Below are 22,117 nucleotides of genomic sequence, written 5' to 3'. Positions count from 1 at the left end.
CCACCGCGTACGCCGAGGGGTTCTTCCACACCACCGCCCACACCCGCTGGTACTGGCGGCAGTACCTGGGCCCGGACGGCGACCCGGCCGCCGCCGCCCCCCCCCCCCCCCCCCCCCCCCCCCCCCCCCCCCCCCCCCCCCCGCAACTCCCTCGGCGGGGGCGGGCCCCGGCCCTCCCGGCGGCCTCAGCCGCGGAAGCCCTCGGGGCGCTCCGGCGAGGCGTCCGCCAGGGCCTGGCGGACGGCGTCCACGCCCGCCTGCAGGCCGTAGACCGGGGTGTCGGGCTGCTGACGCCAGGAGTCGTCGATGCCGCCCGCGTCGACCGTGTCGAAGCCCAGCTCGTCGATCAGGGCGCGGACCGTCTTCTTCGCGATCTCGTCGTCGCCCGCGACCGGCAGCGCCATGCGCTCGGGGTCGCCGGCCGGACGGGGCCGCTCCAGGATGTCCACGGCGTACGTGCCGTTGAACGCCTTGACCACCGGGTGGCCCAGGTGGCGTTCGATCCAGCGGCTCTCGGTCAGGCCCTCGTCCTCGATCGCGGCGATCCGGCCGTCCCGCTCGCGCGGATAGTAGTTGTGGGTGTCGATGACGACGAAGCCCTCCGCCGCTCCGTCGAACAGTCCCTCCGGCAGGTCCGGGACCGCCTTCAGGGGCACCGTCACGATCACGATCTCCGCGCCCCGCGCGGCCTCCGTCACCGTGACCGGCGTCGCGCCGGTCTCCTCGGCGAGGGCGGCGAGGGTCTCGGGACCCCGCGAGTTCGCCACCGAGACCTCGTGCCCGAGGGTGGTCAGCCGTCGGGTGAGGTTCCCGCCGATGTTGCCTGCTCCGATGATCCCGATCTTCATCGTGGTTCCTTCCGGCCTTGCGGCGCTGTGCGAGCGGCGGCGCCCATCGCCGTCGTACCAGTCCCCAACCCGCGTCCCCGAAGTGCTATTCCACCCCTCGGAGAACTTTTTCCGGCCCCTCCGCTCTCCCGTCCCGCCGCCGCGCACGCGCGCGCGTGAAGGCTCCGTGGAACCGGCCCCGGCGCCCCGTCGGACGGGTGATGATCATCCCCGGCGCATCGACAGCCGCACGGCGCAAAAGGCGTGACGCAGGCCGCCGGCCACCACAGAAGAGACCGAAGTCACCGAAGTCACCGAACACGCCGAATACGCCGAATACGCCGAAGACACGAATGCACGAATGCACGAAGACACCGAAAGGCCACCCCTCATGGCAGCTCAGGACCACCCCTCCCGCCCCGGGCCGGACTCCGGCACCGGTCACGACGCCGCGCCACCCGGGGGCATCGGCAGACGCCGCTTCCTCGGGTACGTGCTCGCCGCGCCGACCCTCACGGTCGCGGCCGAGCTCGGCGTCCAGGCGCTCGCGCCCACCCCGGCGGCGGCCGCCGTCCCCGCCGCCGCTCCGGCCGTCGCCCCCGCCGTGATCCCGTCGCTCCCCGGGCCCTCCGAGATCCTGGACCTGAACGACCTGCTCACGATCGCCGCCCTGCCCACGGCCAACCTCATCACCATCCGCCTCGACCCGGACGGCACCGCCCACTTCGCGCTGCCCCGCGCCGAGGTCGGCCAGGGCATCACCACCTCCACCGCGATGATCATCGCCGAGGAGCTGGACCTGCCGCTCGACCGGGTCCGGGTGACGCTCGCCGACGCCCGCCCCGAACTGCTCTTCAACCAGATGACCGGCGGCTCCAACACCACCGTCTCCACCTACACCCCGGTCCGGGTCGCCGCCGCCGTCGCCCGCGGCCGGCTGCTGCGGGCCGCCGCCCTCGAACTCGGCGCGGCCGTCTCCACCCTCACCGCCAAGGCCGGTGTCATCACCTCCGCCACCGGAATCAAGCTCGGCTACGGTGAACTCGCCGTCAAGGCAGCGACTCTGACGGACACTCAGGTTTCTGTCACCCTCAAGGACGCCCGCGACTTCCGGGTCATCGGCACCCCGCGGAGCCGGATCGACGCCCTCGACGCCGTCACCGGGCGCAAGAAGTTCGCCATGGACGTCCAGGTCCCCGGCGCCCTGCCCACCATGGTCTGCCGCCCGCCCACCATCAACGGCACCGTCCGCTCCGTCGACAACCGCGCCGAGGTCGCCGCGATGCCCGGCGTCACCGATGTCGCCACCGTCTCCACCGGCGTCGCCGTCCGCGCCCGCACCTTCGGTCAGTGCATCGACGCCGTCCGCGCGCTCAAGGTCACCTGGGGACCCGGCACCGCCGAAGGCGCCTCCGACGCGACCGTACGGGACAAGCTGCGCAAGGCCGAACTCCCGCTCGTCGTGCCCGCGCTCGACCTCCTCACCAAGTCCGTCGACGCCCGCTTCACCTTCCACTTCGCCAGCAACGGCGCCCTGGAGACCAACTGCGCCGTCGCCGACGTGCGCCCCGGCTCCGCCGAGATCTGGGCCAGCCTGAAGTCCCCGATCGTCGCCCAGGAGAAGATCGCGCTGCAGCTCGGCCTCCCGGTCGGCGCCGTGAAGGTCCATGTCACCGAAGGCGGCGGCTCGTTCGGCCGCAAGCTCTTCCACGACGCCGCGGGCGAGGCCGCCGAGATCTCCCGCGCCATGGGCAAGCCGGTCCGGCTGATGTGGCACCGCACCGACGACTTCCGCCAGGGCCGTACCCACCCGATGGCCACCTCGCGGGTGCGCGCCACGTACGCGCTCGGCGAGGTCCTCACGTACGAGCAGCGGCACACCTCGATCGCCACCGACTTCGGGCACGGCGTCGGCGAGATCATCACCTCGGAGGTGGCCAGACTCCCGGTCGCCAACCTCACCTTCTCCGAGACGATGTTCCAGCTCACCGTGTCGAGCCCCTACCACTTCGGGCTGACCACCCAGCTGCTCAACGAGGTCGACCACGGCTTCAACACCGGGTCGATGCGCAACATCTACTCGCCCAACGTGCGCTGCGCCCAGGAGCTCGTCGTCGACGCGATCGCCGACGGGATGGGGCAGGACCCGCTGGCGTTCCGGCGCCGCTTCCTGAAGGACGCCCGCGCCCGGGCCGTGCTCGACAAGGTCGCCGAACTCGGCGACTGGGGGCGGCGGATGGAGCCCGGCACCGCGCAGGGCATCGCGATCCACCCCGAGTACCACTCCTTCGTCGCCGTCCTCGCCGAGATCGACTGCCGCCCGCAGACCACCGGACGCAAGATCCCGGACGCCTGCACGGGCCCCCGGGTCACCAAGGTCGTCTGCGCCGTCGACGTCGGCCTCGCCGTCAACCCCCGTGGCCTGGAAGCCCAGATGATGGGCGGCATCGCCGACGGCATCGCCCTCACCCTGACCTCCAGCCTCCACCTCAAGGACGGCGCGTTCCTGGAGAGCAGCTGGGACAACTACTTCTACACCCGGCAGTGGAACACCCCGCCCGAGCTGGAGATCGTCGTCATGCCGTCCACCGGCGACCAGCCGGGCGGCGCGGGCGAACTCGCCGTCGCCGCCTCCGCGGCCGCCGTCGCCTGTGCCTACGGCCGGGCCACCGGCACCATGCCGACCAGCTTCCCGGTCAACCACACGGCGCCGCTGCCGTTCACGCCGTCCCCGACCGTCCCGCCGATCCCCGCCGCCCCCACCGACGGCCGTGCCCGCGCGCTGTGAGCCGTACCCCCGGCCGTACCCCCTCCCGGGGACCGGCCCGTACCCCCGCCCGGAAGCCCGCGCGCACGTCGGCGCACCGTCCCGCATCCCGCACAGAACCAGGAGCCACCGTGCCCACGCACACCTTCATCCTCAACGGCAAGGCCGTCACCGCGGAGGTCGAGGACGACGTCCGTCTGCTCTGGGTGCTCCGCGACGTCCTCGGCGTCACCGGACCCAAGTACGGCTGCGGCGTCGGCGTCTGCAAAGCCTGTACGAGTCACCTCAACGGAAAGGCGTTCACGCCCTGTTCGGTCCCGGTGAAGGACCTCGCCGACGCCGACGAGGTCACCACCATCGAGGGCCTGCCGGCCACCGTCGGCCAGGACCTGCACCCCATGCAGGAGGCGTGGCTCGACATCGACGTGGCCCAGTGCGGCTACTGCCAGCCCGGCCAGATCATGGCCGCCGTCGCCGCCGTCCGCCGCGCCCACGAGGCGGGGCGGGAGATAGGAGAAGCGGACCTCGACCAGATCCGCAACATCTGCCGCTGCGGCACCTACCACCGGATCCGCGGGGCCATCAAGGAGGGCGCCCGCCGGATGGACTGACCGGCCGAGTACCCCCCCTCGGGCCGCCGGGCCCTGGCCGAAAAGCAAGGTCAGGGCCCGTACCGCTGGTAGCTTGCGGGCGTGGAGCACTTCTCGCATGCCTGGGACGCCCTGCGCGCCACGATCGCCGAACTCCCCGACGAGGACTTCGCCCGGCCCTCCGGCTGCACCGGCTGGCTGGTCCGCGATCTCGTCTGCCATCTGGTCATCGACGCGCAGGACGTACTGATCACCCTCGCCACGCCCGCCGCCGCCCCGCCCACCCGCGACGCCGCGAGCTACTGGACGGTCTCGGACACCCCGCCGACCGGCGACGACCCGCTGGACGCGCTCACCGTGCGGCTCGCCGCCGCCTACCAGGACCCCGGGCTCCTGAAGTTCCACCTCGACGACGTCGGTGCCGCCGCGGGCCGGGCGGCGGCGCTCGCCGACCCGAAGGCGCCGGTCGCCACCCAGGGGGAGGTGCTGCTGGTCGCCGACTACCTGACCGCCTATATCCTGGAGTGGACGCTGCACCACCTGGATCTGGTCGCCCATCTGACGGACGCCCCGGAACCGCCCGCCGAGACCCTGGCGGCGGCCCGCGCCCTCCTGGAGCGGATCGCCGGGGACACCTTCCCCGCCGAACTCTCCGACACCGCCGTCCTGTTGGTCGGAACCGGCCGCCGCGCCCCGAGCGAGGCGGAGAAACGCCTCCTCGAACCGCCGACCGGAGCGCGCGTCCGGTTCCCGCTCTCGCTGGGCTGACCCCGTGCCCGCCCCGCGCCCGGCCACGGGCCGCGGTCACGAGCTGCGGTCACGGGTCGCGGTCACGGGGCCGACCGGTCGTGGTGGTCCCGCGCCCGCCCACCACGAAGGAAGCCCGGACCGATGAACCACTCGCCTGTCCTGACCGCCGACGCCGTCCACGTCGTCCGCGACGGGAACACCCTGCTCGACGACGTCTCGCTCACCGTCCACCCCGGCGAACACTGGGCCCTGCTCGGGCCCAACGGGGCGGGCAAGACCACCCTGCTCAGCCTCCTCGGCGCCCAGGTCCACCCCACCCGGGGCCGGGTCGACGTGCTCGGGCACCGGCTCGGCCGCACCGACCTGCGCGGACTGCGCGCCCACATCGGCCACGTCAACCCCCGCCACCCGCTGCGCTCCGCACCCCGGCTGCGCGACGTCGTCCTCACCGGCCTCACCAACTCCGTGGAACGGCCGCCCCGTTGGCAGCCCACCGAGGAACAGCGCGGGCGGGCCGACGAGCTCATCGCCACCCTCGGCCTGACCGCCCGCGCCGACGCCCGCTGGCCCACCCTCTCGCAGGGTGAACGCGGCCGCGCCCTCATCGCCCGGGCCCTGATGCCCGCACCCCGGCTGCTGCTCCTCGACGAACCCGCCACCGGCCTCGACCTGCCCGGCCGCGAACAGCTCCTCACCGCCCTCGACGCGCTCGCCGCCGCCCATCCCGCGCTCGCGACCGTCCTCGTCACCCACCACATGGAGGAACTGCCCACGGCCACCAGCCACGCCCTCCTCCTGCGCGACGGCCGCGCCCTCGCCCAGGGCCCGGTGGTGGACGTGCTCTCCGCCGAACTCGTCGGCGCCTGCTTCGGGCTGCCGCTCACCCTGGACCGGGCCGACGGGCGCTGGTCGGTACGGGCCCGCCCGCGCGTCCCGGCCCCCTGACCGGCCGCGCGCACCGGACGACACCGAGCACCCGTCATACCTGAGAGCTACCCGTGCGATTGGCTCCCTGGAGGGACGCCGACCACAGCCCGCGATTCCTACTTTCCGTAGCGGAACGAACCCCGCTACGGAAGGACCCGCCCCATGATGCCGCTCACCCGCACCGACCGCACCACCCGCATCACCGGTCCCGCCGCCGCCCGTGCCGAGCGCCGCGCCCCCCGCCTCCGGCGCGCACTGCTCGCCGCCTGCGTGACGGCGGCCGTCGCGCTGCCGCTCGTCGGCGCCGCCCGCCCCGCCGAGGTACCGGCACCCGCACCCCCACCGCTCCCCGCGCTCACCACCACAAGCCCCCGCGACCTCGCCGCCCAGCTCGACGCCCGCTACGCCGCCACCCGCACCGCCGTCACCGCCGCCGAGCGCACCGCCGACACCCACGGGGCCCACCAGCGGGCCCGGGCCCTGCACACCATGGCCGGGCCCGGCAGACACTTCCTCGCCTTCGACGGCCGCGACGGCGGCCGCGCCGCCGAGGTGGTCGGCGACCTCGCCCGCGCCGACCGGATCGCCGTCCTCGTCCCCGGCGCCGACACCGACCTGGACCGCTACGCCCGCTTCCGCTCCGGTGCCCGAGCCCTCCACCACGCCCTCCGCCCGACCCCGCGCGACAGCCTCCCGACCCCCGCCACCTCCGGGACCGGCACCCCCGCCGTCATCGGCTGGCTCGGCTACCGCACCCCCGCCACCGGCAGCGCCGCCTCCCTCACCACCGGCCGCGCCGAACAGGCCGCGCCCGCGCTCCGCGCCTTCGTCACCGAGCTGCGCCGGATCCGCCCCGACGCCCGCATCACGCTGCTCTGCCACTCGTACGGCTCCGTCGTCTGCGCCCGCGCCGCCGCCGGGACGCCCGCAGACGCGATCGTCCTGTACGGCAGCCCCGGCACCGGCTTCGACGACGCGGCGGGACTGCGCACCCGGGCCGCCGTCTGGGCCGGGCGCGCGGACGGCGACTGGATCGGCGGCGTGCCCCATCTCCGCCTGCCGCTGCCGCCGTTCACCACCGGGCCGGGCGAACTCGGCTTCGGTACGGACCCGGTGGACCCGGCCTTCGGCGCCCGGCGCTTCGCCGCGGGCGGCGGCGGCCACAGCGACTACCTCGCGCCCGGCTCCGTACCGCTGCGCAACCTGGCCCGGATCGTCACCGGGCGGCAGCCCACCGACAGTTCGGACCGGCCGCCCGCCGACGCGGCGGGGCGGCAGCCCGTCGACGCCACGGGGCGGGAATCCGCCGACGTCACGGGGCGGGAGCCCACCGATGCGTGAACTCGCCCGCCGCATCGACGCGTCCACCCCGCCCGGCCGCGACCGGGCCCTCGACGCGCTGCGCGCCCTCGCCATCCTCGGCGTGGTCCTCGGCCACTGGCTGGTCACCGCGCTCGTCGCCGACAGCGGCACCCTGCACGTCGAGAGCCCGCTCGGCCACCTGCCCGAACTGACCCCGGTCTCCTGGCTGTTCCAGACCCTCGCCGTCTTCTTCCTGGTCGGCGGCCAGGTCGCCGCCCGCGGTCACGCGGCGGCCCGGGCCCGTGGCGTGAGCGACCGGAGCTGGATCGCCGGCCGCATCGGCCGCCTGTTCCGGCCGGTCGTGCCGCTGCTCGCGGTCTGGGGCGTCGCCACCGTGGTGCTGCTCGGCTGCGGCGTGCCCTGGCGGACCGTGCACACCCTCGGCACCCTGGTGCTCTCCCCGCTGTGGTTCCTGCTGGTGCTCGCCGCGCTCACCGCCGCCACCCCGCTGATCGCCCGGATCCACCCGCTGTGGCCGCTCGCGGTCGTCCTCCACGTCGACCTCGTCCGCTTCGCCCTCGACGGACCGCCCTGGCCCGGGACCTGGCTCGGGTCCTGGATCGGCTGGCTGAACCTGCCGGCCGGCTGGCTCGTCCCGTACTGCCTCGGCACCCTGCTCGCCCGACGCGGCCCGCTCCCGAAACCCGCCGCCTGGGCGCTGCTGCTCGGCGGCGCCACCGCCACCGGACTCCTGGTCGCCTTCGCGGGTTACCCCGGCTCGATGGTCGGCGTGCCCGGCGCGCCGGTCTCCAACCTCAACCCGCCGACCCTCGCCGCCGTCACGTTCGGCCTCGCCCAGTGCGGCGGCGCCCTCCTGCTGCTCGGCCCGCTGCGCCGCGTCCTGCGGCGGCCCGCCGCCTGGGCGGCCGTCGCCCTGCTCAACCTCGTGGCCATGACCGTGTTCCTGTGGCACCAGACGGCGATGATCGCCGTCACCGCCGCCGGACTCCTCGCCGCCGACCGGCGCGGCCACGGCCCGCTCACCGGCCTCCACACCGTCCCGGACGACTACGCCTGGGTGCTCGCCCGGCTCGGCTGGCTGCCGGTGTTCCTGTGCGGGCTGCTGGCCTGCGTCGCCGTCTTCCACCCGTACGAGCGTCCCGCCCGCACCCAGCACGGCGGCGCGGGCGCCCGGCGGCCCGAGCACCGTACGGAGGCACGAGGTGTCTAGGGAGTTGGGCCGGAGCGCCCGCGCACGCGATGATGTGGACACGTACGACAAGATCGAACACGGGGGACGGGGGCAGGGCACGGTGGGGGACCGGGTACGAGGACGGCGCGCGTCGGGCGGCGCCCGGAACACCGCTTCCTGCGAGGGCGGGGGCGAGGGCCAGAGGGATGCGGGCGGTACCCCGCTGGCCGACCGCAGCGGCGGCCACTCCGGCACCGCGCCTTCGGGCCGTGCGCTGCTGCGCACCGCGGCTGCCGTGCTGCGCGCCGACCTGGCGCCCGGCCGCCGCGACCCGCTGCCGCGCCACCGCCACCTCAGCTGGCTCCCGCACGCCCATCTGGCCCTCCTCTGCCTCATCGTCGGGCTGTGGAACCGGAACCTGTACGAACACGCCGTCGGCCCGCTCCCCGGCCTCACCGGCCTCTGCGTGCTCGGCATCGGCGCCGCGCCCGTGCTCGCCCTGGTCCGCCCCGCCGCGGCCTGGTGGCTGTCCACGGCGTCGCTGTGGCTGACCGCGGCCCTCACCGAGCGCGCCTGGGGCGGGTCCTGGCCCTGGTCCGACGCGTCCGTCGCCCTGCACGGTCTTGTGCTGCTCCTGCTCGCCCTGCGGGTCCGGCCGCTCGCCGCCGCGACGGCGCTCGGCGTCACCCTGCTCACCGGCTTCGGCGCGGTGCCGCCGTACGGGGTCCCGCATCCGCCGGTGTTCGCCGTCGGCGCGGTCGTCTTCACCGCCGCCACCCTCGTCGGCTCCGCCCTGCGCGCCACCCGGGTGTCCCGCACCCGCCTGGTCCAGCAGGAGGAACTGACCGCCGAGGAACGCGCCCGGCGCGCCCTCCTGGAGGAACGCGGCCGGATCGCCCGCGAGTTGCACGACGTCGTCGCCCACCACATGTCCGTCATCTCCATCCAGGCGCAGGTCGCCCCGCACCTGGTCGCCGACCCGTCCCCGGAACTCCGCGAGAACCTCGCCGGGATCCGGCAGAACGCCGTCGACGCGCTCACCGAACTCCGGCGCGTGCTGGGCGTGTTGCGGGGTGACACGACGGGCGAGGGGGGCGCGGCCGGTGACCGGGCCGCGGGGGTACGGTACGCCCCGCAGCCCACGCTCGACCGGCTCGGTGAACTCCTCGCCAACGTGCGGGCCGCCGGGCTCGACGTCACCGCCGAACTCATCGGTGAGCGACGCCCGTTGTCGCCGGGCGTCGAGCTCTCCGCGTACCGGATCGTGCAGGAGGCGCTGAGCAACGTGATCCGCCACGCGCCCGGCGCCCGCGCCACCGTCACCGTCCATCACCAGCGGGCCGGACTCACCGTACGGGTCACCAACACCGCCCCGACCCGCGCGCCCGACCGGCCGGGGGCGGCGCGTGCGGCGGGCGAACCGGGCCACGGGCTGCTCGGGATGCGGGAGCGCGCCGCGATGCTCGGTGGCGAACTCGCCGCGGGGCCCACCCCGGACGGCGGCTGGGACGTGACGGCCACCCTGCCCGTACCCGTACCGCGATCCGTACCCGTACCCCCATCCGCCCCCGCGCCCCCGGCGGCCCCCGCCGCCCGCACGCCCACCCACAAGGACGGTTCATGACCGCGCCCATCAGAGTGCTCATCGCCGACGACCAGATGATGGTCCGGCAGGGCTTCACCGTGCTCCTGAACGCGGAACCGGACATCGAGGTCGTCGGCCAGGCGGTCGACGGCGCCGAAGCGATCACCAAGGTCGCCGAACTCGCCCCCGACGTCGTCCTGATGGACATCCGGATGCCCGGGACCGGCGGCATCGAGGCCACCCGCGCCCTCACCGCGGCCGACGGCGGCACCCTCGCGAAGGTGCTCGTGCTCACCACCTTCGACCTCGACGAGTACGTCTACGAGGCGCTGCGCGCGGGCGCCTCCGGCTTCCTCCTCAAGGACGCGTCGGCGGAGGAACTGGCCCAGGCGGTACGGGTGGTGGCGCGCGGCGACGGACTGCTGGCGCCGAACATCACCAAGCGGCTCATCGCCGAGTTCGCCCGGCTCGACACGGCGCCGAGGGCGCCGATGCGGGACCGGGTGGGCACCCTCACCGAGCGGGAGACCGAGGTCCTCACGCTCATCGCGCACGGTCTGTCGAACGCCGAGATCGCGGCGCGCCTGGTCGTCGCCGAGCAGACCGTGAAGACGTATGTGAGCCGGATCCTCACCAAGCTGTCCCTGCGGGACCGCACCCAGGCCGCGGTGCACGCGTACGAGACCGGTCTGGTCCGCCCCGGCGCCCGCTGACCCCGGCCCGTACGGCACGCACGGCACCGGGTGAGGGCGGGCATGCGTCGGCCCCCGCGGCGCGAGGGCTGCGGGGGCCGACAGGGCGCGGGGCCGAGACCCCGGTATCAACCGGCCGTCAGCCGGTCATCGGCGGGACGCCCGTACGGGACGGGCGGCCCGAGCCGCGGGTCAGGATGTAGCCGCCGATGCCCGCGAGGGCGGCGAGCACACCGCCCGCGCCGGTCCACAGCCAGCGGTCGGACCACCAGCCGGACGCCCAGCCGTCCTCGGGCGCCCGCGCCTCCACCGTCTCCGGAGTCGTCGCGCCCGGCACGAGCGGCACCGCGAGGGCGCCGTCCGTCGCGTACGCGCCGCTCATCTCACGGGAGTCGGCGCCGATCCGGGCCGAGAAGGGCTGGCCCGCGTCCTCCTCGGGCAGCCCGGTGACCGTCAGCCGGACGAAGTAGCTGCCCGGCAACGGGTCGTCGGACCAGGCGTCGGCCGCGGCCCGTACCGGCCGCAGCACACAGGCGAGTTCGACCGTCGCCGTCTCCTTCGCCGCCGACCTGGACTGGGTCCCGTACATGCACGGCTGCCGCCTGCGCAGCCCGTCGTACACGTCGATCCGCCACGCCGAGGCACCGTGCCGCTGCGCGCTGTCCGGCAGCGTGACCGTGGCGGTGACCGTCGGCCGCTGGCCGGTGTCGGCCGGGAACACCCAGTACAGGTAGTCACCGGTGGACGCCTGGGCCGTGGCCTGCTGGCCCTGCCGGAAGAACGCGGCGGTACGGAACGACGTACCGGCCTCCGTCGGTCCGGCCTCCGCACCCGAGGTCGCACCGCTGCCGCTCGGGCTCGGCGTCGCCGTGTCGGCCAGGCCGGAGGGGGCGGCCGGGCCGAGCAGCACGGCGCCCGCGAGCGCGAGCGCGCCGGTCACCCGGCCGAGGACACCCGCCGTACGGCCGTTTCGCGTGGTGATCCGCATCAGTTGGTCCTCCAGATCGCGACGCGCCAACGGGACACCCAGCCCCAGATCAGACCGCCGAGGAAACCGGCGAGGACGAGCGCGCCCAGCAGCCACCAGCCGCGGCCGAGCCCGAACGAGGCCACGTCGGACGCCGAGTCAGGACCGTCGACCACGTCGATGGCCAGCTCGATCGGCATACCGGGCGTGGTCTTCACCGACGGCGGCGCCGAGAAGGAGTTGCTGACCTGCAGGCAGACCGTCTCGGCGGCCGGCTTGGTGTCGTCGTCCAGGGCCTCCTGGTCGTCCTTCTTCGGGTAGCGCAGACCCGTCGAGATGACGTCGGTGCGCCCGTCGCCCGCCTCCGAGCCGCGCACGATCTCCCGGCCGTGGGTGGTGACAGCCCGCAGCAGCACGCCGTAGTCGTCGTTCACCGCCCGGTCGGCGGACACGCTGACCGAGGCGCGCAGCTCCTGCCCCGGCAGCACGTCGACCCGGTAGAAGCGGTGCTGCCCGAAGACCTGCCGGTCGGTGTAGAGACCCGGCTCGAGCGCGGGGGCGTCCGCGCAGCGCGCGGCGCCGTCGGTGGCGACCGGGGTGACCACCGGGTCGGCGGCCCGGACCACCAACTGACGTACCCGGCCCGACAGTTCCTCGGTGCGGTGCACGGAGGTGTAGGTACCGCCGGTGGCCTCGGCGATGCACATCAGCTGACGCCGGGTCTTGACGTCCGGCACCAGGCCCAGGGTGTCGATGACCAGATGGATGCCCCGGGCGGCGATGTCACGCGCCACCTCGCACGGGTCCAGCGGGGCGCAGGTGTCCTCGCCGTCCGTGATGAGCACGATCCGCTTGGTCGCCTCGCCGCCCTTCAGGTCCTCCGCCGCCCCGAGCAGCGCGGGGCCGATCGGGGTCCAGCCGGTCGGGGCGAGGGTGGCGACGGCCGTCTTGGCCTCGGTCCGGTCGAGCGGCCCGACCGGGTACAGCTGCCGGGTGTCCTGGCAGCCGCGCTTGCGGTCCTGCCCCGGATAGTCGGCGCCGAGCGTCCGGATGCCGAGCCGCACCTCCTGCGGCACCGCGTCGAGGACCTCGTTGAAGGCCGACTTGGCCGCGGACATCCGGGACTGGCCGTCTATGTCGCGTTTCCGCATCGAGCCGCTGACGTCGAGCACCAGCTCGACCTTCGGGGCCTCCTTGGGCGTCCCCGGCTGGTTGTCGGCGCCGGTGGAACCGTCGGCGGAGGCGGAGGGGCCGGTGTCGGCCCAGGCGGGGGAGAGGGTGGCCGGGCCGAGCCCGACGGTCAGGGCGGCGAGCAGCGCGCAGACACCGGTCGCCCACCGTTTTCTCGTGATCATCGGAGGATCGTAGGGAGGATCCGCCGGAGATCCAAAACGGGGCCGGGGAAGGCGGGTGAGGGGGAGTCAGGCGGGCGGAGGGTGTGCGTCCGCGTGACGTCCGGCGGGCGTCCGGATGGAATCCGGCGGGCGTCGGGAGGGCGTCGGGAGGGCGTCGGGAGAACCTCGGAGAGGCTTCGAGCGCGCCCCGCCCGTCCCCTCGGCGCGGCCTCGGCGTGGCCTCGGCGGGTCCGCGCCCCGTGCCCGGCGTGGGCGCCCGGGCCGCGCTCCGCCACCCACCCGAGGGCGGCCCGGGCCCCACCGCCGCCCCCGTGACCCGCATCGCACCACCCGCGCGCCCGCACCGCCCGCCACGTGGCATAACGTGAGGTGAACGACACAGGAGGACTCATGACCGGGACACGGGAGGCCGAGACCGCCGCACCCGCATCCGAGGGCCGCGGCTGGCTCCGCGACCAGGTCTGCGAAGGGCTGCGTGACCGCATCATCACCGGACGCCTGAAGCCCGGCGACCGGCTGGTGGAGCGGGACGTCGCGGAGGACTTCGGCGTCTCACGGGTGCCGGTGCGCGAGGCCATCCGGATCCTGCTCGGCGAGGGATTCCTGCAGGCGGTGTCGCCGCGCCGGATCGTGGTCCGCGAGATGACCCGCCAGGACGTCGAGAACCTCTTCGACATGCGCGAGGCCCTGGAGGTACTGGCCGTGCGCCGCGCCTCCGAACGGCGCACCCCGGCCGAACTCGCCGCCCTCGCCCTCCTCCTCGCCGAGGCTCGCGCCGCGACCGACGAGGGCGGGCCCGAGCGGCTGTCCCGGGCCAACGCCGCCTTCCACGCGAAGATCGTCCGGATGTCGCGCAACGACCTCCTGGTCAGCTCCCTCGAATCCCTGGAGGGCCGGCTGCGCTGGCTGTTCCAGCAGGTCGACGAGCCCGGCCCGCTCTGGGAGGAACACCGCCTGCTGTACGAGGCGATCGGCGCGGCCGACGCGGACGCGGCCGAACGGCTCGCCCTGCACCACGTCCGCTTCTACCGCGAGGTCGCGCTGCGCCTGCTCTTCGAGAGCTGACGGCGCCGCCGGAACCGTCTCACGACCAGACGAGCCGACCGTCGGCGAACGTGCTCACCGGGGAGCTCCCGGCCGCGATCCTCGTCAGCGTCCGCGCCACGGAGTCGAAGTACTCGGCCATCGACGCGTACTCGCCCGTGACGGTGGGCCCGCCCACGAACCAGCTGCCGACGCGCCCGTCCCGTACATCGACGAACTTTCCCGACCAGCCGTCCCGGTCCGACAGGAACGGGATCCACTCGTTGCGCCAGAACGGATCGTCCGGCTGGTCCGGAGGATCGAATCCGACGGACGTGGCGCGGTTCGCGTAGAGCCGCTCCATCGCCCGGACGCCGAGGAAGAAGCTTCCCTCGTCGGGGAACCCGTCGAAGCCGCAGCACATCACGTCGTCGTCGAAGTCCTCGTCCGGCAGATCCAGACTGTTCTGCGACAGCCAGGTCCGCAGGTCCCCGTGCAGGGCGATCCCCATCCGTTCCTCGGCCGCCGCGAGCATCCGCTCCGAGGCGGGCCCCGGCAGATCCGCGTGATCGGCCGGCGCGTGCTCCCGGAGCAGCCCCATCACGCGCGACCAGCTCTCCGCCACACTCATCGCCCTCGGTCCTCTCCACGGGGATCCCTCCGTCCGCAGGGATGGTACGTCGAGCAGGTGTGCCGCCCTTCTCGCGAGCTGGCCGCCTCCCGGGCCTGCTGGGCCTGCTGGGCCCGCCGGGCCCGTCCCCTCAGCGGTGCTCGGGGTTGGCGAAGTCCGGGCGGCAGCCCGCGTCCCACACCGAGCGCTGGTTGCCGTGCGCCGGGATGCCGCCGGAGCGCTTGAGGAGCGCGCCCAGGTGCATCAGGTTCCAGGCCATGAACGACGTGTTGCGGTTGGTGAAGTCGTTCTCGGGGCCGCCCGAGCCCGGGTCCAGGTACGAGGGTCCGGGCCCCGCCTCGCCGATCCAGCCCGCGTCCGCCTGTGGCGGGATGGAATAGCCCAGGTGCTGGAGGCTGTACAGGACGTTCATCGCGCAGTGCTTGACGCCGTCCTCGTTGCCGGTGATCAGACAGCCGCCGACCCGCCCGTAGTACGCGTACTGGCCCTGCTCGTTGAGCAGCGACGAGCACGCGTACAGCCGCTCGATCACCCGCTTCATCACCGAGCTGTTGTCACCGAGCCAGATCGGCCCGCAAAGCACGAGGATGTCCGCGGCCATCACCTGCTCGTACAGCCCCGGCCAGGCGTCCGACGCCCAGCCGTGCTCGGTCATGTCCGGCCACACCCCGGTCGCGATGTCGTGGTCGACGGCCCGCACCAGCGAGGTCGTCACCCCCTGCGCGGCCATCACCTCACGGCTGCGCTCGATCAGACCCTCCGTGTGGGACACCTCGGGCGAGCGCTTGAGGGTGCAGTTGACGAAGAGGGCGCTGAGATCGTCGTAACGGTACGCGGACGAGTCCATCGGCGGGCTCCTGGGGCGGGGACGTACGCGGGCGCACGGGGGACGGGTGCGGAACCCCTCCACCCTGTACGGGCAGGGCCCGGCGCGCCGGTGCGACACCCCGCACCGGCCCGCCCCCGGACCCCGTCCGGCGCAGCCCGCACCGGTCCCAGCCCACACCACGCCTAGCCCATCAGCGAGCCGGACGTCATTCCGGAAGGTTCCGGATTCCGCGCGGGGTGCCGGGCCGCCTAGCTTCCGAACCGCCCGACACACGACGGCGGACCGGACCGGGCCGCCGCCGACCCTCGCCCCAGGAGGCCACGTTGACCGCGAACCAGCCCACCCGCAGGAGCGTCCTCAGGTCCGCAGGCGGACTCGGCGCCGCGCTCGCCCTCGGCGCGGGCGGTGTGCTCGCCTCGGCGCCCACCGCGTCCGCCGCCGACGACGGCTTCGGCCTGCGCATCGTGGAGCGCAACGAGGCCGACGCCCGCATGTGGTACTACCGCTTCCAGACCTCCGCCATCGGCTGGAACCCGGCCGTGAACGTGCTGCTCCCGGACGACTACCACTGGAGCGGCCGCACCTACCCGGTGCTCTACCTGTTCCACGGCGGCGGCACCGACCAGGACTTCATCACCTTCGACCGCGAGGGCATCCGCGCCTGGACCGCCGGGCGGCCGATCATCGTCGTCATGCCCGACGGCGGCCACGCGGGCTGGTACTCCAACCCGGTCAGCTCCAACACCGGCCCCCGCAACTGGGAGCACTTCCACATCAACCAGCTGCTGCCGTGGGTCGAGGCCAACTTCCGTACCTTCGCGGAGTACGACGGCCGCGCCGTCGCCGGGTTCTCCATGGGCGGCTTCGGCGCGCTCAAGTACGCCGCCAAGTACTACGGCCACTTCGCCTCCGTCAGCGCCCACTCCGGCCCGGCCAGCCTGCGCCGCGACGGCGGCCTCGTCGGCCACTGGGCGAACGCCTCGGCCGGCGCTCTCGACCTCGGCGGCGGCACCATCTACGGCGCGCCGTTCTGGGACGAGGCACGGGTGAACGCCGACAACCCGGTGCAGCGCATCGAGAGCTACCGCAACAAGCGCGTCTTCCTGGTCGCGGGCACCAGCCCCGACCCCGTCAGCTGGTTCGACACCGTCAACGAGACCCAGGTCCTCGCCGGACAGCGCGAGTTCCGCGGCCTGCTCGACCGGGCCGGGATCCCGCACGAGTCGTACGAGGTGCCCGGCGGTCACTTCATCCGCCACGACCTGATGCAGCGCGACATCGACGGCATCATCGGCCGGCTGCGCAAGGCGTGACGGGAGGACACGGACCCATGTCACCGACTTCTCTCCTCGCGAGGCTCGGGCGGCTTCGCGCCCTCAGGGGGCCGCAGGGCCCCCGGGGGCCGCGCGGTGTCCGGCCGCTGATCGCCCTGGCCGGTGTCCTCGGCCTGATCGGTCTCGCCCTGCCGGGCCTCGCCGCACCGGCCGCCGCCGCCCCGGCCCGGGCCGCCGGGTACGCCGCCGCCTGCCCCACCACCGGCATCATCACCCAGTACTACAGCTCGTCGCACAACGGCATCGACATCGCCCACGACCTCGGCACCCCCATCTACGCCGTCGGGGACGGCGAGGTGATCATCTCCGGGTACGAGTCGGGCTACGGCCAGTGGATCCGCATCCTGCACCCGGACGGCACCATCACCGAGTACGGCCACATGTACCGGCGGGACGTCCAGCAGGGCGACCACGTCGTCGCGGGGCAGCAGATCGCGCTCATGGGCAACGAGGGCAACGACACCACCGGGGTCCATCTGCACCTGCGGGTCTGGGGCGACCCGGGCGCGAGCGTCCGCGTCGACCCCATCCCGTACCTCGCGGACCGCGGCATCCCCGAGATGCCCTGCGTCCCGGGCACCGGCCCCGGCCCGCAGCCCGCCCCGCTCACCCACCCGGCCGAGTCCGGCCGTGTCGTGTCGGCGCGTTCGTCCGACGGCCGTCTGGAGGTCTTCGCGGCCGGGGCGGACGGTGTCCACCACGCGTGGCAGCTCAGCCCGAGCGGTGCCTGGTCGGAGTGGGAGCGGCTCGGTGGCCCCGGCGGCGCGGAGCTGGCGATCGGCCCCAACGCGGACGGCCGGCTTGAGCTCTTCGCCATCAACAACGGGACTTTCCAGCACCGTTATCAGCTCCAGCCGTCGGGCGGCTGGTCGGGCTGGGAGGACTTCGGGGGTGGTGGCCGGGACATCGCGGTCGGCAGCAATGGCGACGGACGCCTTGAGGTGTTCGCCTCGGGTCCGGTCGGGGTGTTCCACCGTTACCAGAGCGCGCCGAACGGCGGCTGGGCGGGCTGGGAGCCCGCGGGCGGTGGCCCCGCCAACAGCCGGATCGAGATGGAGAAGTCGCCCGACGGCCGTCTCGAGGTCTTCGCCCTGAACGGTGATGTCTTCCAGCACCTGTTCCAGACGGCGGTCAACGGCGGCTGGTCGGCCTGGGAGGACTTCGGCGGCGGTGGCCGCGATCTGACGGTGGATCACAACCAGGACGGCCGTCTCGAAGTGTTCGCCTCGGGCCCTGTCGGGGTGTTCCACCGCTATCAGACCAACCCGACCACCTGGTCCGGCTGGGAGCCGACCGGCGGTCCCGCCGACGCCCAACTCAGCAGCCAGCGGACGGCGGACGGCCGGGTCGAGGTCTTCGCCATCAACGGCACCGTCGCCCAGCACATGTGGCAGAGCGGCCTCAACGCCCCCTACAGCGACTGGACGTCCTTCGGCACGGGCGGCTCCGAGATCACGGCCGTCGCCAACGCCGACGGCCGTATCGAGGTCTTCGGCAGCAGCTCCGCCGGGGTCTACCACCGCTGGCAGACCGACTTCTCCCACTGGGCCGACTGGGTCTGGCTCAACACCACATCCGGCCCCGCGGTCAGCTGACCGGTCCCGCGGTCAACCGAATCGAACGAGGAGACAGCAGGTGCGCACCACGTTCCGGGCGCTCGGCAGTACGCCCCGCGCCCGCAGAAGCAACCGTCCGCCCGGCGTACGCGGCGGCCGGCGGCCGCTCCGCGCCGTCCTGTCCGGCCTCGCCGCCCTCTGCGTCGCGGCCGGGATCATGACCGGCACCGCCGCCACCCCCGCGTACGCCGCGTCGAGCGACCTCTGCGCGCAGGTCGGCTACCAGGCGGGCTTCCGCGGCGACGGCCTGGTCACCGCCATCGCCGTCGCGCTCGCCGAGTCCAGCTGCAACCCCGGCGCCACCAACGTGACGAACAACACCCCGCCCTCCAGGGACCGCGGGCTCTGGCAGATCAACGACCACTGGCACAGCGAGGTCGACGACGCCTGCGCCTACGACGCGCAGTGCAACGCCGACGCCGCGTTCCGGATCTCCTCCGGCGGCACCGACTGGGACCAGTGGTCCACCTACACCGCCGGTGCGCACTGGCGGCACATGGACGAGGCGCGCGCCGCCGCCGACCGCCTCGGCAACCCCGGACCCGGACCCGGGCCGCTGGTCTTCCCCGGGGAGTCCGGCCGGGTGGTGTCGGCGCGGTCCGCCGACGGCCGTCTTGAGGCGTTCGCGGCCGGGGCGGACGGCATCCACCACGCCTGGCAGCTCAGCCCGAGCGGTGCCTGGTCGGAGTGGGAGCGGCTCGGCGGCCCCGGCGGCGCCGAGCTGGCCATCGGCCCCAACGCCGACGGCCGGCTTGAGCTCTTCGCCATCAACAACAACACCTTCCAGCACCGCTACCAGCTCCAGCCGTCCGGCGGCTGGTCGGGCTGGGAGGACTTCGGCGGCGGTGGCCGGGACATCGCGGTCGGCAGCAACGGCGACGGGCGTCTCGAAGTCTTCGCCTCCGGTCCGGTCGGGGTGTTCCACCGCTACCAGAACGCGCCGAACGGCGGCTGGGCGGGCTGGGAACCGGCCGGTGGCGGCCCGGCCAACAGCCGGATCGAGATGGAGAAGTCGCCCGACGGGCGCCTTGAGGTCTTCGCCCTGAACGGCGATGTCTTCCAGCACCTGTTCCAGACGGCGGTCAACGGCGGCTGGTCGGCGTGGGAGGACTTCGGCGGCGGCGGTCACGACCTCACCGTCGACCACAACCAGGACGGGCGCCTCGAGGTCTTCGCCTCGGGTCCCGTCGGGGTGTTCCACCGCTATCAGACCAACCCGACCACCTGGTCCGGCTGGGAGCCGACCGGCGGCCCCGCCGACGCCCAGCTCGCCAGCCAGCGTTCGCCGGACGGCCGGGTCGAGGTCTTCGCGATCAACGGCACCGTCGCCCAGCACATGTGGCAGAGCGGGGTGAACGCCCCCTACGGGGAGTGGGTCTCCTTCGGCACCGGCGGCACCGAGATCAGCACCGCCGCCAACGCCGACGGCCGCATCGAGGTCTTCGGGACCAGCTCCGCCGGGGTCTACCACCGCTGGCAGACCGACTTCTCCAACTGGTCGGAGTGGGCTTGGCTGAACACCACATCGGGCCCACCCGTCAACTGACCCCACCCGGGTCCCTCCTGGAGCGGAACACCCTGTGCAGCCGATCAGCAGACGGCGTCTGCTGCGCGCGGCCGGAGCGGGAGCCCTCGGGCTCCCGCTCACCGCGCGTGTCCTGGACGCCACCCCCGCCCACGCCACCACCCCCGCCGCCGCGCCCGCCCCCGGCCCGGCCCCCGGACCCGCGGCGGCGACCGGCGCCCCGGCCGCCGCCGCAGCGGCGCCGCATCGATGGTTCGGCGCCGGACCCTTCACCCAGGTGTGCGAGGCGTCCGCCCCCGGCCGCCGCCGCTACTTCAACGACCACTCGCTGATCCGCGCCACCGACGGCGACTGGCACCTGTTCAGCATCGTCGGCGACAGCGCGGAGCCCGGCCGGGCCCCGGACAGCGCCACCGAGATCCACTTCGCCCACGCCTCGGCCCCCACCCTCCAGGGCCCCTGGACCCCGCACCTCGACGCGCTCACCGTCGACGCCGCGTACGGCGCGGGGCAGGGCGGCGGCGAGGAACACCTGTGGGCCCCGCACGTCATCGCGTCCGGCGGCAGATACTGGATGTTCTACGCGGCGGGCGGCCCCGCCGGGAAGGCCGCGATCAACCTCGCCACCTCCACCGACCTCTTCACCTGGACCCGCCACCCCGGCGGCCCGCTGTTCCGGGGCATCGCCGCCCGCGACCCGATGGTCCTGCGGATCGGCGCCGAATGGGTCATGTACTACACGGACGAGACGGCGGACGGACGGCACGTCGTCGCGTACCGGCGGACCACCGACCTGACAGACTGGCGGTCGGATCCGGGCATCGCCTACGCCGACCCGTCGAACCGCGCCGAGGGCGTCTCCGTCACCGAATCGCCCTTCGTCCTGGAACGCGACGGCTGGTACCACCTCTTCGTCGGACCGCGCGGCGGCTACGAGGGCACCGACGTCCTCGCCTCCCGCGACCCGTTCCGGTTCACCCTCGACGGCTGGGCGGGCCACGTGCCCGGTCACGCCTCCGAGGTCGTCACCGACGGGGAACAGACCTGGGTCAGCGCCGCCGGATGGTTCCGCGAAGGACTCGCGCTCGCGCCGCTCGCCATGCGCGACATCCCGCCGTTCTGGCAGAGCCCCGACAACCCGGTCGCCGCCGTCGACGTCCTCGGCCGCCTCACCGTCTTCGCGCTCGCCGCCGGCGACCGGTCGATGCTGGTCCGGACCCAGACCGACCCCGGCACCGACACCTGGGGCGACTGGCAACCGTTCGGCGGCCCCGCCGGGGCCGTCCCCACCCTCGGCCGCAACGCCGACGGCCGCCTCGAACTGTTCTCGCTCGCCCCCGACGGCGCCGCCCTCCACCACCGGGTGCAGCGCCAGGACGGCGGCTGGGGCGAATGGGAGTGGTTCGGCAGCGAGGCCGGGTCCGCGCCCGCCGTCGTCCGCAACGCCGACGGCCGCCTGGAGGTCTTCGCCCTCGGCCCGGCCGGCACCCGGCTCGCCCGCCGCCGCCAGACCGCGCCCGGCGCTGCCACCTGGGAGCCCTGGGAGGGCGACTTCGGCCTCGGCCCGGTCGGCGCCCCGCCCGTCGTCGGCGTCAACGCCGACGGCCGTCTCGAAGCCTTCGCGCTCGCCCCCGGCGGCGCCGAGCTCCGGCACCGCTGGCAGGCCACCCCGGGCGGCGCCTGGAGCGCCTGGACACGGTTCGGCACCGCCGCGGGCGCCGCCCCGCGGATCGGCCGCGACGGTACGGGACGGCTCGACGTCAGCGCCGTCGCCCCGTCCGGAACGGGCGCCTTCCACCGCCGTCAGTCCGCGCCCAGCGGCGGCTGGGACGGGTGGGAGCCGCTCCTGGACTGGTCGACCGCCGCCCCGCTGCTCGTGCCCAGCGCCGACGGCCGCCTGGAGGCGTTCACCCTCTCCCCGGGCGGCGAACGCCTCGGCCACCGCTGGCAGGCCACCCCCGGCGGCGCCTGGTCGCCCACCGGCACCTTCGGCGAGGACTTCGGCGAACCCGGCGTCCGCTACGCGGGCCCGCCGTCCGCCACCGCCGACGCCACCGGCCGGATCCACCTCTTCGCCGTCACCGCCGAGGGCCGGATACGCACCCGGTTCCAGGTCCGGCCCAGCGCGGGCTGGCAGCCCTGGGCCGCCTTCGGCGACGTGGCCGTCGCACCCCTGCGAGCGGGGGCCGTCACGTACTGAGCGGC

Annotated in this window: 18 protein-coding genes; 13 read left to right on the top strand and 5 right to left on the bottom strand. The window is 74.3% G+C overall.

Going from position 1 to position 22,117, the window contains the following annotated elements:
• Window positions 1–185 precede the first annotated feature (185 nt).
• Window positions 186–995, bottom strand: a complete 810-nt coding sequence (locus tag ACIPXM_RS35170) for an NADPH-dependent F420 reductase (protein WP_401664138.1) — start codon at window positions 993–995, stop codon at window positions 186–188.
• A gap of 223 nt (window positions 996–1,218) precedes the next feature.
• On the opposite strand from ACIPXM_RS35170, the gene ACIPXM_RS35165 reads away from it, so the two are divergent.
• The 8 genes from ACIPXM_RS35165 (at window position 1,219) to ACIPXM_RS35130 (ending at window position 10,653) form a co-directional block, all read left to right on the top strand.
• Window positions 1,219–3,615, top strand: a complete 2,397-nt coding sequence (locus ACIPXM_RS35165) for a molybdopterin cofactor-binding domain-containing protein (RefSeq protein ID WP_401664135.1) — start codon at window positions 1,219–1,221, stop codon at window positions 3,613–3,615.
• 110 nt (window positions 3,616–3,725) lie between these two features.
• Window positions 3,726–4,205, top strand: coding sequence for a (2Fe-2S)-binding protein (locus tag ACIPXM_RS35160; protein WP_401664132.1), 480 nt, complete (start codon window positions 3,726–3,728; stop codon window positions 4,203–4,205).
• A gap of 81 nt (window positions 4,206–4,286) precedes the next feature.
• Window positions 4,287–4,952, top strand: coding sequence for a maleylpyruvate isomerase N-terminal domain-containing protein (locus ACIPXM_RS35155; protein WP_401664130.1), 666 nt, complete (start codon window positions 4,287–4,289; stop codon window positions 4,950–4,952).
• Between the two features lie 123 nt (window positions 4,953–5,075).
• On the top strand, window positions 5,076–5,879 hold the full coding sequence (locus ACIPXM_RS35150; protein WP_401664127.1) for an ABC transporter ATP-binding protein: 804 nt from the start codon (window positions 5,076–5,078) through the stop codon (window positions 5,877–5,879).
• Between the two features lie 144 nt (window positions 5,880–6,023).
• Complete coding sequence (locus ACIPXM_RS35145; protein ID WP_401664124.1) at window positions 6,024–7,202, top strand: alpha/beta hydrolase; 1,179 nt, start codon at window positions 6,024–6,026, stop codon at window positions 7,200–7,202.
• Window positions 7,195–8,394, top strand: a complete 1,200-nt coding sequence (locus tag ACIPXM_RS35140; RefSeq protein ID WP_401664122.1) for an acyltransferase — start codon at window positions 7,195–7,197, stop codon at window positions 8,392–8,394. The genes ACIPXM_RS35145 and ACIPXM_RS35140 overlap by 8 nt, the downstream gene beginning before the upstream one ends.
• Entirely contained in the window at window positions 8,387–9,979 is a 1,593-nt protein-coding gene (locus ACIPXM_RS35135) for a sensor histidine kinase (protein ID WP_401664119.1), read from the top strand. Before ACIPXM_RS35140 ends, ACIPXM_RS35135 begins: the two co-directional genes overlap by 8 nt.
• Window positions 9,976–10,653 (top strand): response regulator, encoded by a 678-nt coding sequence (locus ACIPXM_RS35130; protein WP_401664116.1) that lies wholly within the window; start codon window positions 9,976–9,978, stop codon window positions 10,651–10,653. Before ACIPXM_RS35135 ends, ACIPXM_RS35130 begins: the two co-directional genes overlap by 4 nt.
• Window positions 10,654–10,771: 118 nt before the next feature.
• Here the strand turns inward: ACIPXM_RS35130 and ACIPXM_RS35125 are convergent, their stop codons facing one another.
• Together ACIPXM_RS35125 and ACIPXM_RS35120 are read right to left on the bottom strand one after the other, a co-directional pair.
• Window positions 10,772–11,620 (bottom strand): hypothetical protein, encoded by an 849-nt coding sequence (locus ACIPXM_RS35125; RefSeq protein WP_401664114.1) that lies wholly within the window; start codon window positions 11,618–11,620, stop codon window positions 10,772–10,774.
• Entirely contained in the window at window positions 11,620–12,954 is a 1,335-nt protein-coding gene (locus ACIPXM_RS35120) for a VWA domain-containing protein (RefSeq protein ID WP_401664111.1), read from the bottom strand. The genes ACIPXM_RS35125 and ACIPXM_RS35120 overlap by 1 nt, the downstream gene beginning before the upstream one ends.
• A 390-nt stretch (window positions 12,955–13,344) precedes the next feature.
• Here ACIPXM_RS35120 and ACIPXM_RS35115 point away from each other — a divergent pair, with 390 nt between their 5' ends.
• A complete protein-coding gene (locus tag ACIPXM_RS35115; RefSeq protein WP_401664108.1) occupies window positions 13,345–14,019 on the top strand; it encodes a GntR family transcriptional regulator in 675 nt (224 codons plus the stop codon).
• 19 nt (window positions 14,020–14,038) lie between these two features.
• Here ACIPXM_RS35115 and ACIPXM_RS35110 read toward each other — a convergent pair whose 3' ends face one another.
• Complete coding sequence (locus ACIPXM_RS35110) at window positions 14,039–14,608, bottom strand: SMI1/KNR4 family protein (RefSeq protein WP_401664106.1); 570 nt, start codon at window positions 14,606–14,608, stop codon at window positions 14,039–14,041.
• A gap of 130 nt (window positions 14,609–14,738) precedes the next feature.
• Window positions 14,739–15,455 carry a flavodoxin family protein gene (locus ACIPXM_RS35105; RefSeq protein ID WP_401664103.1) on the bottom strand — a complete coding sequence of 239 codons (717 nt, stop codon included), beginning with the start codon at window positions 15,453–15,455 and terminating at the stop codon, window positions 14,739–14,741.
• Window positions 15,456–15,760: 305 nt separating this feature from the next.
• Here ACIPXM_RS35105 and ACIPXM_RS35100 point away from each other — a divergent pair, with 305 nt between their 5' ends.
• The 4 genes from ACIPXM_RS35100 (at window position 15,761) to ACIPXM_RS35085 (ending at window position 22,112) form a co-directional block, all read left to right on the top strand.
• Complete coding sequence (locus ACIPXM_RS35100) at window positions 15,761–16,750, top strand: alpha/beta hydrolase (protein ID WP_401664101.1); 990 nt, start codon at window positions 15,761–15,763, stop codon at window positions 16,748–16,750.
• 17 nt (window positions 16,751–16,767) lie between these two features.
• A complete protein-coding gene (locus tag ACIPXM_RS35095) occupies window positions 16,768–18,366 on the top strand; it encodes a peptidoglycan DD-metalloendopeptidase family protein (protein ID WP_401664099.1) in 1,599 nt (532 codons plus the stop codon).
• Between the two features lie 178 nt (window positions 18,367–18,544).
• The gene (locus ACIPXM_RS35090) at window positions 18,545–19,933 is read left to right on the top strand and encodes a hypothetical protein (RefSeq protein WP_401664141.1); all 1,389 of its coding nucleotides are present in this window, start codon (window positions 18,545–18,547) and stop codon (window positions 19,931–19,933) included.
• Between the two features lie 34 nt (window positions 19,934–19,967).
• On the top strand, window positions 19,968–22,112 hold the full coding sequence (locus ACIPXM_RS35085; RefSeq protein ID WP_401664097.1) for a glycosyl hydrolase family 32: 2,145 nt from the start codon (window positions 19,968–19,970) through the stop codon (window positions 22,110–22,112).
• Window positions 22,113–22,117: the final 5 nt, after the last annotated feature.

Origin of the sequence: Streptomyces sp. NPDC090025, from assembly GCF_044748125.1 — a bacterium.
GTDB lineage: Bacteria > Actinomycetota > Actinomycetes > Streptomycetales > Streptomycetaceae > Streptomyces.
This window is presented reverse-complemented; position numbering and strand designations above follow the sequence as displayed.

Bases quoted from the DNA above. Each gene is read 5' to 3' on its own strand.
- ACIPXM_RS35125 (WP_401664114.1), bottom strand. From the start codon at position 11,620: ATGCGGATCACCACGCGAAACGGCCGTACGGCGGGTGTCCTCGGCCGG.
- ACIPXM_RS35165 (WP_401664135.1), top strand. From the start codon at position 1,219: ATGGCAGCTCAGGACCACCCCTCCCGCCCCGGGCCGGACTCCGGCACC.
- ACIPXM_RS35090 (WP_401664141.1), top strand. From the start codon at position 18,545: ATGACCGGCACCGCCGCCACCCCCGCGTACGCCGCGTCGAGCGACCTC.
- ACIPXM_RS35095 (WP_401664099.1), top strand. From the start codon at position 16,768: ATGTCACCGACTTCTCTCCTCGCGAGGCTCGGGCGGCTTCGCGCCCTC.
- ACIPXM_RS35115 (WP_401664108.1), top strand. From the start codon at position 13,345: ATGACCGGGACACGGGAGGCCGAGACCGCCGCACCCGCATCCGAGGGC.
- ACIPXM_RS35120 (WP_401664111.1), bottom strand. From the start codon at position 12,954: ATGATCACGAGAAAACGGTGGGCGACCGGTGTCTGCGCGCTGCTCGCC.
- ACIPXM_RS35105 (WP_401664103.1), bottom strand. From the start codon at position 15,455: ATGGACTCGTCCGCGTACCGTTACGACGATCTCAGCGCCCTCTTCGTC.
- ACIPXM_RS35130 (WP_401664116.1), top strand. From the start codon at position 9,976: ATGACCGCGCCCATCAGAGTGCTCATCGCCGACGACCAGATGATGGTC.
- ACIPXM_RS35110 (WP_401664106.1), bottom strand. From the start codon at position 14,608: ATGAGTGTGGCGGAGAGCTGGTCGCGCGTGATGGGGCTGCTCCGGGAG.
- ACIPXM_RS35150 (WP_401664127.1), top strand. From the start codon at position 5,076: ATGAACCACTCGCCTGTCCTGACCGCCGACGCCGTCCACGTCGTCCGC.
- ACIPXM_RS35145 (WP_401664124.1), top strand. From the start codon at position 6,024: ATGATGCCGCTCACCCGCACCGACCGCACCACCCGCATCACCGGTCCC.
- ACIPXM_RS35140 (WP_401664122.1), top strand. From the start codon at position 7,195: ATGCGTGAACTCGCCCGCCGCATCGACGCGTCCACCCCGCCCGGCCGC.